7 protein-coding genes are annotated in these 10912 nt (G+C 62.3%); 1 reads left to right on the forward strand and 6 read right to left on the reverse strand.

Features of this window, described 5'->3' with window-relative positions:
- From ACWELQ_RS24655 to ACWELQ_RS24665, 3 genes are all read right to left on the reverse strand, one after another.
- Window positions 1-2308 (reverse strand): sacsin N-terminal ATP-binding-like domain-containing protein (locus ACWELQ_RS24655; RefSeq protein ID WP_452399416.1); only part of this gene is annotated, 2308 nt, incomplete at its 3' end.
- Between the two features lie 462 nt (window positions 2309-2770).
- A complete protein-coding gene (locus ACWELQ_RS24660) occupies window positions 2771-3028 on the reverse strand; it encodes a hypothetical protein (protein ID WP_452399417.1) in 258 nt (85 codons plus the stop codon).
- 203 nt (window positions 3029-3231) lie between these two features.
- Window positions 3232-4428, reverse strand: a complete 1197-nt coding sequence (locus ACWELQ_RS24665; protein WP_452399418.1) for a DNA cytosine methyltransferase — start codon at window positions 4426-4428, stop codon at window positions 3232-3234.
- 236 nt (window positions 4429-4664) lie between these two features.
- Between ACWELQ_RS24665 and ACWELQ_RS24670 the strand changes: the two genes are divergently transcribed.
- Window positions 4665-5831 carry a DNA cytosine methyltransferase gene (locus ACWELQ_RS24670; RefSeq protein WP_452399419.1) on the forward strand — a complete coding sequence of 389 codons (1167 nt, stop codon included), beginning with the start codon at window positions 4665-4667 and terminating at the stop codon, window positions 5829-5831.
- 20 nt (window positions 5832-5851) lie between these two features.
- Here ACWELQ_RS24670 and ACWELQ_RS24675 read toward each other — a convergent pair whose 3' ends face one another.
- The 3 genes from ACWELQ_RS24675 to ACWELQ_RS24685 all read right to left on the reverse strand — a co-directional run.
- Complete coding sequence (locus ACWELQ_RS24675) at window positions 5852-8785, reverse strand: Z1 domain-containing protein (RefSeq protein WP_452399420.1); 2934 nt, start codon at window positions 8783-8785, stop codon at window positions 5852-5854.
- A gap of 17 nt (window positions 8786-8802) precedes the next feature.
- Window positions 8803-9675 (reverse strand): PD-(D/E)XK motif protein, encoded by an 873-nt coding sequence (locus tag ACWELQ_RS24680; RefSeq protein ID WP_452399421.1) that lies wholly within the window; start codon window positions 9673-9675, stop codon window positions 8803-8805.
- 97 nt (window positions 9676-9772) lie between these two features.
- The coding region (locus tag ACWELQ_RS24685; RefSeq protein ID WP_452399422.1) for an ATP-binding protein at window positions 9773-10912 on the reverse strand (1140 nt) is incomplete at its 5' end.

Here is a 10912-nt window from a genome sequence, read left to right on the forward strand (position 1 = left end):
TGGCCGGATCCTTGCCCAGCTGAAGCGTCCAGTTGCGCACCACACCCGCATCCGGAAGATGCTCGATGAAGGCCGCCCTACCCGACGGTGAAAGCTTCGTCAGCAGGTGCAGCGGACCGGCAGTCGCCGCTCCCTCGAACACGAACCGGGCGATCGCCGGGCGGGAATCCGTACTGCTCAAGTGCTTTTCGCAGTAGTCCTTGTACAGTGCATCCCGGTACGCGCCGAACCACTCCTCGTTTTCGGGGCGATGGTCGACGGTAGGTACGTCGACGAGCCCCAATGCGCGGAAACTCGCTCCGTCGTCCGCGTGTACCCGCATGTCGACCGCGACGTTCGCGTCCCGTGAACCGTCAACGGGCACAACCTTTCCGGGAAGCAGACAATCTCGCATCGGGCGCAGATGGCCATCGACAGTCCGCACATGCAGGACCGAAAGCGGTTCGGCCACTTTTGTTTTCACCAGCGCAATCGATCGACCCGAGCCCGCGGTCCGGAGCAGCTCCCAGAACCGCAGCCAAGATTCCGGACCGTAGTCGTCGAATCCCTGGTCGAGAACGGCGGCGAAACGTCCAGAATGATCGGCTTCATGGACGCCCAGTCGACCGAGCTTGCCGTCTATCATCGGTTCGTCCGCCACATCCGGGTGGACGTAGATCAGATCGTCACGGAGACCGTCATTTCCGGCCTTCCGGAACACCTCGCCCGCCACCGCGGCGACAAGACCGTTGCGCTCGGTGAGAACGATCCGTGCCTGACGCGCCTGGGCCACGCCCTCGTGGCCCCGTGTGACCATCTCATCGAGAATGGTGATGGCGATCTTCGACGCCGCTGCCGACCCGTCACTCACCAGTGCCTCGAGCCATTCCCGGAGCCCGCGGGGACTCTGCCGCGCCGCATCGAGAATGTGATTGACCTTGCCGCGCCGATCACGGTGCATATCGATGGAGTGGTGCACCCAGTTCATCGGCCGTCCGGGGTACCCGGCCCACAACTCCAGCCATGGCCTCTGCAGACCGTCGGGATGGATGTGCAAGTCCCCCGGTTTCCGCAGTACCCCTTGCTGATCCGGCAACGAGGGTCGGGCGGCGGCATGCTTCCATACCTGCCCGGTGAGCTGCTCACAGGCCCAGTTCGGCGACTCCTTCGTACGTCCGGGCAGCAAATGCAGGTAGGCGGCGACATCGCTCGGATCCACCAGCTTCGGCAACGAATCGACCACGAGCTGTGCAGCGGCATCGATCAATTCGATATTGAGCCGACTCCCTTTCAGGATGGCCTGGCGGTCCTCGTTGGTCTTCCACGCCGCATTTATGTTGCCGCTCAGCGTCGTGTCGAACTCGGTCGGAAAGAACGACCAGAACACGCCCCGCCCGATCGGGACCGACAGCAAGCCCCCTGCGGTATCGCGGTAGCCGGGCACTGCCCAGGCCAGATCGATCTCGGGACGATCGTGCAGTTCCCCGGCCATGGCCCGGACCTCATCCGACGGCACGTAGACGGTGGTGAATACCTTCCAGTCAGTGTGAACGGTCTTGGCACCAGTTCGCTCCTCCGTAAGACCCCGCAGCCGACCGTCGGCTTGCATGCCGAGCGTTCGCCGAAACAGAGGCATGGTCCGCCGGTCTTCCAATTTGAGTTCGCCTACATGCGGCGAGAAGAGCTGGAATTCGGCGGGGAAGCTCCTGATGTCTGCTCCGAGCCGCGCCGCCGCGCCGGGCAGCAGTGGCAGTCGAACCACGGTCGTGGCCGAGCTCATCAGTTCGTCGAGGATGGCATCGTCGGCGCGCTCCCGGGACGGGTCGATCGCCCGCGCGATTCGTAGAACGGGCGTCTCGTGTGCGTCGGGATGAGCCGCTCGGATCAGCTCCGCCGACCATCCGCGGTCGAAACCGAAAGAACCAGTCGTGCTGAAGAATTGGGGCGTATCGCTCACCGACAGCACCGACTTCACGCCTACGCCGAAGCGGCCGATCTGTCCGCCGCGCTTGCGAGAGACCGACATCCGAAGGATGGTCTCGGCTCCAGCGGGTGTCACCGGCGTACCCTGGTTCGCGCAATACAGGAAATTGTTGATCAGGACGACATGAATTTGACCACCGGCGTCCTGCACGCTCATTTCATCAGCGCCGTTCTGGACCAACTCGTACAGCTGGCGCGCACCGTAGCCACCCTGACTGATCCGACGCTCACTATTGGCATGCTCCTGAATCAGACCCGGGTCGGCGCGATAGGAATCGAGCACTCGCTGTGACTGAATCAGAACCGTCTTGATGACGTCCGAAAGTTCGGTGTCGAGATTCGTCACCGGATTTCAACTCCTCGCCCGAAAAAGCTGTGCATTGTTCCCGAACACGCAATCACTACGCCCCCTGACAAAACTCACCACAGAGCCTTCAATAGCACCTGAGACACGCTCGCACCCACCCCCACCAGGCGACGTCCACGCACCACTGAAGCCCTTCGACTGTCACATCGTGGCCAACAACCCAGATAGTGCCAGACATCACCGACAAGTCAACGTGGCCGGATCGGCAGGCTAATAGGCAATTGGGCCTGACCTGCGAAAATGTCGAAGTCGAGACCATTGCACCAATCCTGGAGCGGCACGTGGAACGTGACAATTCCACCCACCTTCCGTTTATATACCGTACGGTTTCCCTGCTTCGAATCGAAGGTATGTTCGATCAGGTCAGGTTCGGTGAAGATATTTCTTAGCGAAACTCACGAAACGAAGTCAAACCGTCGACATTTCGAATCAATTCGGCAATTACAAATACACGGCAGAAATCGCCTTGCTAGCCCGCTGCGACGCCTTGTATCCATCCCATCCCGCTCGAACCAAGGTAGCGAAGACAGTTTCATGCGCGATCGCACACAATTCGGCGTCGAGGGCATCGACGTCGATCGCATCGAACACCATAAACAGGACCAGCCGCAACACTCGTTTGAGGAAGTCGCGCAATACCTCTCGTTCGGTCACACCATTCAGATCGAGGCCGTTCCGCACTCGCAGAATTGATTTCACGAGGTGCAGACTCGCGCTCGAAGGCCGCCTCGCCCAAGACTCCCAGCGCGCCGTAGGGATTCGGATCACCGGGGGCGTGAACCAATCGAATCATCGTCGCGCTCGGGCACCGATGCTCCTAACTTGGCCGTTCGATAAATCGACCAAAGAGCGTAGGTTTGAGCATCGACAATTCTGTCAGGTGGCACGATTCGTCATAGCGGCTAAGCCGATATGACATCAAGATCGACGCTATACGGCCGTCCCCGCTCATCCAGCAGCCCTTCGACCTCGTCAGGCTGTCGAAGCGGTTCGCGTTTCAGTTCGAGCTCTCCGCTCAATGCGGCCTTCCAGGTCCCGCCGACCATCGCATCCAGGGAAGCTTCCTCGGGACTCTCGCCGAAAATTGCGGCAGCAAGTATGTGGGCACCCAGTCGGGGCGGAACCGCATTGCCGACCTGCTGATACTGGTCGAGACCGGACCAGGGGTAGTCGACCGGGAACGTCTGCAACCGACCTGCTTCCGCTGGTTTCAGCCGGTCTTGGTCCGTCCCACCCGAGACGATTCGGTTGCGACGGACCTTGCCGGTGACCGTTGCCGAGGGCTCATTCGAGCCGCGCTGACCACGTAACTTCGGATCGCCCCCGGTTCCGTAGTTGGAGACGACACGGAACGCGTAGGACCGGTCGGACAATGCCTCGCCCATGGTCGTCCATGGCAATAAGTCCGGTTCGCCGTGCTCGCGAGCAATTCCTTTGCGGTATCGCCGATGCGTCGGCTTCGGAAAGTGTGCCGCGCGGTCTCGGCAGGCAATCAGAATCGCGCGACGCCGGGTCTGGGGAACGCCGAACTCTTCGGTATGCACGATCTTGACCCGGACGTCATAGCGAAGTTTGCGCAACTCGGTAGCCATGGCCTGCCACACCGGCAGGACAGTCGGTACCTGCTCCAGAACGATCGTCTCGAATGGACGGCCTTTGTCGATGGCCGCCAATACCCACCGCAATGGCTGTAGCACAAGCCCTGTTCGGACATCATCGAGTGACTCGAGTTCCGCTTCGATGTCCTCCCCCGCTGCCATCCGGGACATGAACGAGACGACTTGATCGAGGGCTTTTCGACCCGCTCCGGCGCCTGCGACGGAGAACGTCTGACACGGCGGACCCCCGGTGAGGATTCTCGCGTTGGGGAAATCGTCCAGCATCTCGAGTTGCCGGACGTCAGCCTGTCTGGTCCCGAGCTTTGCTTCGAGACGGGTCGAGCACGCGTCTCGGTCGAACTCGATGCCGATGGCTTTGACACCCAGCCAACGAGCCGCGACATCGAGACCGCCTGGGCCGGCGAACAAGTCGATCATCTCGACCGACGGCAACGGCTCGGCGTTGTAGAACAAGCACTCTTCCGTCGGTTCGTCGGCCATGTGATCAGATCCTAGCCACGCCCGTCGGTCGCCCGATCACGAACATCGAGAATCCCGACGACAGAGGCTGAACTCTGCACGGCCGGTGTGCCCAGCGACACAAACGGGTCGTGGCACAGTCCGACCCGACCTTCGCATCAGCCTTCCCTGCACATGATTTCGCCAGTCTGTCGGTCGCCACAGCTATGGTCCGAGATGTACCACTTGGCCGTTTCGAACCCCAGGAAGGCACCCGAGTGACAAAGCTCAGCGCGCCCTCGTTCACCTCGATCGAAATCTGCGCGGGCGCCGGAGGACAGGCTGTTGGCCTGCACCAGGCGGGCTTCAGCCATCTGGCCCTCGTGGAGATCGACCAGCACGCAGCACAGACTCTCCGACTCAACATCGACGACCACGAGCTCTGGACTTGGGAGAGGAAGTATTGCGACATCGTTGAAGGCGATGTCAAGGAATTCGATCCGCATCAGGCCCTCGTGAAGGGTGCCGCCAACTTGGCTCGATACGGTTTGGACCTGCTGGCTGGTGGTGTGCCGTGCCCACCGTTCTCCCATGCCGGGAAGCAGCTCGGCAAGGATGACGAACGAGACCTCTTTCCGCAGATGCTCGAGCTGGTCAGGACCCTCAGACCGCGTGCCGTGATGATCGAGAACGTTCGCGGGATCATGGATCCGAAGTTCGCTCCGTATCGCGCCTGGATTACGGCAAAGTTGGAGGGCGGCAATTATTTCGGCGACGATGGCCAGTTCATAGACGAAGTGGGACTCGGCTACTCAGTCGCCAAGTGGGACGTTCTCGAGGCGCACGATTTCGGTGTCCCCCAGCTACGACCGCGCGCCATCCTTGTCGCGTTCCGCAACGATGTGATCGACAACACCACCTACCAGTGGCCCGCCCAAAGCCATTTGACGCCCATCACTGTCGCCGAAAGCCTCGAACAGTCGATGTATGAGCGGTTCAGCCGCTACTTCGTTGGGCCCAACGGTAGGCGCGCCCGGAAAGGCTTCGAGGAATGGCGGCGCAAAGCACATGAACACGGTGGCGTCGCGCCGACACTCGTCGGCGGGTCGAAGAAGCATGGCGGAGCGGACCTAGGTCCGAGCAGGGCCAAAGCCGCATGGCGGCAGCTCGGTGTCGACCCGATGGGGGTCGCGAACGACATCGAGACGACCGCGATCAAAGGCACCGAGGAACGCGACCTATTCAGACCTGATGGCCCTATGCTGACGGTCCAGCAAGCGGCCATCGTTCAAGGTTTCCCTCCCGAGTGGCAGTTCTCCGGCGGCAAGACCGCGCAGTACCGACAGGTCGGCAATGCCTTCCCGCCGCCTGTGGCGAGAGCGGTTGGGGAGTCGATCATCAAGGTTTTGGAGGCTAGCGATGCGTCTAGCCATCTCGCTAGCTGAGCGACCGGCAGGTCTTAGATTTAGTTTGCGTCGATTATTACGGAGTCCTTCGACGAGTCGATGGTGGTGAAGCGGACTACTCGGTCGCCGCCGATCATGGCGGTGTACGGAGCAACGAAGCAGAAAGCCATAGTCAGGTGGGCGGGATCGATTGTGCCGGTTGCTACTTCGACGCGGTACTCCTTTTCGATCACCGGGTACAGGACGATGACGCCGCGACGGTGGCGGGAGAGGTCGATGGAGAGTTGGTCGTCGGAGGGGTTGCGGGGGCCGGCTATGCGGAGGGCGGGGGCACGGTGTTTGGGGTCGCCGATGGCGCCGAAGAGCTTCTGGCGGCGGCGGTCTCGGGCGAACCAGGAGTAGGTGCGGGTCGTGGAGTCGGGGGTGAAGCGGTTGCCGGGGCGGACGTGTTGGGGGGCGAGAATCAGCCAGTCTTCGACCAGTTGACGGCCTTTGGTGATCCGGCGGAGGTATTCGAGGTGAGGGGAGAACTGGTTGGGGGCTCCCCATTTCACCGACTCGGCCAAGGTCAGGAAGTCGGGGGCGGTCATGGTTCCGGTGAGGAACGGGATCGGGAAAGTGCCCTTGTCGCCGAGATTCGCCGTCAAGGTGAGCGGTTCCGGGTCAAGGGATTCCAAGACAGGGAGCCACACGGAGGAGTTGTGGCGCAAGTCGGACTGTGTGGCGGGGTAGGCCGTTGGTTCCACCCATTGGCCCGGTGACTGCACTTCGACAAGTTTGGCATTGTACATCTTGTTCGCGCTCGTCGGTTTCAGCCATGGGAGGTGTTGGGAGACAAGGGGCGGCACCTGGGCGGGGGTGACCTGGGGTTCACCGTCGACGAGGACCGAGTACTGTTCGAGCTCCTCGCGGAACTTCTCCTCGTCCAGGCAGATCGCCTCGAACGCCTGGTACAGATCGACGTCCTTGGCGCCCATGGTTTCCTGGCGGCCGATATAGAGGCGGACCAAGTCTCGGTAGCCGCGGCGGAAGCCGAACCAGCGGCCCATCTGCATCATGGTGGAGGCGTTGGCGGTGGCGCGGCGGAAGTAGGTGACAGTCAGGCCCTCGACGGTGAAGCCACGGGAGAGTTTTTGGCCGCCGATGAGGATCTTCCAGATCGGGCGCTTGTCGAAATCGGCTGCACCCGTTTCGAGTTCCTTGTCACTGTTGATGACGAGGATCGGGCGGTCGTCGCCGCCGATACGTTGGATGGCTGCGCCGATGTGCTCGGCCAGCTCGTCGAAGGACGCAGGAACCGGGTAGCCGTCGGCTCGGACCGCGGAGACCGGGGCGACATCGCTGTCGTACAGCAGGCGCAATCGTTCTCGGCCAGCGGGACCGATATAGCCTGAGTTCCACCACATTTGGGTGACTCGGCCCGCCAGCTCCCGGTGATCCTCGGTGAGCCGGGACTCGTTGATCAGCATCGTATGGTGCTTGAAGGTCTTTTCCGGATCACGCATCTCGCGGAAGACCTTCATCGCCGCTGTCAGCACGAACATGTCGAGCGCACGCTGCAGGTCGGGGGTGTCGTCGCCGTCCTCTGGCGCCGTCAGGTCGCGGACGTGGGCCAGTTCGTTCGAGTTCTCGAAATTCCTTTCGTCGAGCGGGATCTCGGAATCGATGTCGTGAAAGTCGGCGACGCCCATGTATCCGTCCGGGCGCGGAAGCGAGATCAGGAAGTCCTTGGGGAAGATGTCTTCGGTGTCGGCCGGGTCGACGAAGACGTTGGCGAACGGGGTCGCGGTGTAGCCGACGTACTGAGCGCGGGGCAGCATGCGCAGCAGTTCGGAGATCTTGAGGTTGATCGCGGTGCGCTCCGCGTTGGGCTTGCCCATGTTCGTGGTGTTCAGCGACGCCTCGTCGGATTCGTCGTCGACGATCAGCACCGGGATCTCGCGCAGGTCGGTTTTGATCTTCTTCAGGTCCTTGACCAGCTTGCCGAGCACCGTCTTGTTCTTCTTCACGACCATGAGTCGAGCGTTGGAGCGGTGCAGGTTCTTCGGGTGGTAGAGTGGCAGGTTCGGCTCGTGCTTCTCGAACTCCAGCGCCATGATGCCCTGTAGCAGGCTCTTGTAGTCGTCGTCGCGGGTGGTCATCCGGACGATGTCGAAAGCGCCCAGCTTGGAAGGCATTTCGCCGAACGAAACGAACCTGCCCTTACCCCAGTCCGGATCGTCGGCGTAGTCGGAATCGAACTCGTTGGCGCCGCCGAGGATGTTCTCGCGACCGATGAGTTCCATGTCGAGTCGACGCTGGGTCTGCTCCCTGAGCATGTTCAGGGTGCCGCCGAGCACGATGACCAGGCGATAGCCCGCATCCACGGCCTTGGCGATCACACCGGTGAAGTTCGCGGTCTTGCCGGACTGCACGTAACCGACGACCAGTCCTTTCGCCTGGTAGGCGGCCTCGTCCGTGGGGTTCGCCAGGCGCTCCACCACACGGTCCGTGGCATCGTCCAAGCCAGCGATCGCGTGGGCCGGCCAGCCTTTGCGGTCGAGCAGCTGGTGATACGCGGGCCAATAGAACGATCGGCCCGCCTGCCACTGCGGGGTGTACCACGGCGTGAACTTCTCACTGATCACGACCGGCGCGGCGAAATCGTGGACCGGGATGTACTCACTGAGCAGATCACCCGTCTCGGGCTGGATGGCGAGCAGTCGGTACACGTCGCCGCGGCGCTCGACACTGCGCGGCGGCTGCTCGGACCAGTCGACGACCGGCTTGAAATCCCAAGCGGTCAAATGCTTCCGCCACAGCGCCACCAGTTGATCGGTGGAGCTCGCGGACCGCAGGGCCGTGAGGAAGTCCTGCTCCGTCGCGAAGGACTCCGACCTCGGCAGTTCCTCGGAATGATAGGAGAGCGCACGCTCGAGCTTCTTCGGGCGACCGGCCATGCCGACCAGCGCTTCACTGTGTAGCTCGAGCCGGACCGGATCGGAGCTCACCATGACAGAGTCCTCAATTCTCAGGGCAGTTGGAGCGTGGCGGGATCGATGGGCGGATCGGTGCTGGGCGTCAACCCGGCGAGGTTGACGTCGTAGCGGACAGCGGAGATGCGCGCCAGCGCATCGGGATCGAGCCGCTCAAGTGGTATCCGGGGCAGGCTATCGACGGCCAGCGGCAAGGGTTCGTTCCGGACGATCCAGCGATCCTCCTCCCCACCTTCACAGCCCTTCCTCGCCTCCTCCAAGGCCTTGGCGAAACGCGACTCCACGGCCGAGCCTTCCGCGGCGGCCGAGTGCGAGAGCGCGTCGATCGACTGCTGCAAGGTGCGGCCGTTGGCGCCGCCGCGCGTCAGCTGGATCGAGATCAGCCACAACGACTGTCCAACAGCGGGAGTCAGCTGATCGGCACCATTGATCGTGTGCTGCCGAACCTCGGACGCCGTCGTCTTCACCTCGATACCGAGGTCCCCGACCACGAAGTCGTGTTCCTCTCCGAAAGGACCGAGCCACGCCTCCAGTGCGGCATCCCACCCGTGTTTCTCGACCAATGACCGCAGTACGGCGAGCTCGCCGTGCAGGCCCAACCGGCGCTGCAGGTTCGTCTGTAGTCCACGATCGACTAGCGCAGACCACGATCGGATCGTCTCGTCGAACGCGTCCGACAGCGGATAACCCTTCCGCACAACACGATCGGCGATGGCGGTGATCAGGTCATGGAAGTCCCGCATCAACTCCGAACGGGTCGTTCGGAATCGCGCCATGATCATGCCGCGATGGTCGACACGATCTACATGAACGGCAGGCATCGGAGACTTCGGTGCCGCGGAGCGGGCCAAGAGCTCGACGTACAGCACCACCCCGTCACCACTGTCACTCACCTCGTAGACGACCACGGGATGTCCGCCCGACGACGACAACGGGATACTGGCCGCCTCTCCCCTGCCCAGGAAGTACTCGGCGTCCGACCACGACGGAACGTGCGATAGGCCGTCATCCATCGGTACTCAACCGCTTCTCCTCGGCCGACGCGGCGGAGAACAGGATCGACTGCCACAGTTGCAGATTGTCCTTCTCCCGGCTGCCGCTGTACTCCTTCTCGAATGCCTTGTGCATCAACAGGAACAGCAGCGACTTGATCATCGGCACATCGTTCATGCCTCCCCGGCGTCCGCCGAGCAGCGCGGTGCGGAAACGCTTGTTCAGGTAGATCGTTCGGTCTTCGCGGTCCAAGTCGAAGAACACGTCGCCCTCGAGGGTGCTCCAGCGGATGTCGATCGGCTCCTCGCCGGGCAGCACCGGCAGTTCGTCCTCGATGGTTTCCCGAACGGAGGGTTCCATGCCGCGCCCCGGGGGAATGACCGGCTTCCGGGTCGCACCGGCACGCTTTCGCGAATCCCGGTACGTGGCTTCGGCATCCGCGATGTACTGGCCGAACCGGGCGCCGTGTTCGTCGACAGCGGTTTCGAGGTCGGCGATCAGGTGGGGTGCCAGTTCGACGCCGTCCTTCTTGACCGTCAGGCGGATCAAGTCGCCGATGCCGTCGGGGATGTCGATCGCCACGCGGGCCGGAGACAAGTGTTGTTCGGGCTGGCGGAAGTTGTTCCAGCCGCCTGCCTGCACGAGGCGGTTGTGGCGGTAGAAGTAGAAGCCTTGGCGGCTCATCAGTGAGCCGATGGCTCGATACTGGTCGATCGAGGACTTCGGGGGCCAGATGTGGGCCTTGAACTCGACCGGTGGGGCCTCGCCGGTTTGCACCGTGAAGGTCCTCGGGTAGTCGGGACGGCCCGAGACTGGGTAGCCGAAGGGGTCGAGGGGCAGGACGCTGAAGTCCATGTAGATGGTGCCGGTGTCGATATCCTCCACAGCCACAGTGATGTTGAAGTCGTCGCGGTGCAGGAAGCGGTGCAGTTGTAGGCCGAGGTGCATGCCGAGTTTGTTGATGGTCCGCTGAAGGTAACGGTCGGTCTGGCCGCGTTCGCCATGTTGGGGAAAGTCTTTGACGCCGTCCCAGCGAATCACGGTGCCCTGCCACGTGATCGGTTTGCCGGCGTAACGGTCGATCAGCGACTGCGCGTACATCGGTTCGACGATGTCGCATTGAAAGCCGTTGAGCGCGTTCTGCATTGCCCA

The sequence above is a fragment of the Nocardia sp. NPDC004722 genome, assembly GCF_053601505.1.

What these genes read in the sequence shown, in the direction of transcription:
- ACWELQ_RS24665 (WP_452399418.1), bottom strand. Translation starts at nt 4,428, where the DNA reads ATGGCCGACGAACCGACGGAAGAGTGCTTGTTCTACAACGCCGAGCCG.
- ACWELQ_RS24675 (WP_452399420.1), bottom strand. Translation starts at nt 8,785, where the DNA reads ATGGTGAGCTCCGATCCGGTCCGGCTCGAGCTACACAGTGAAGCGCTG.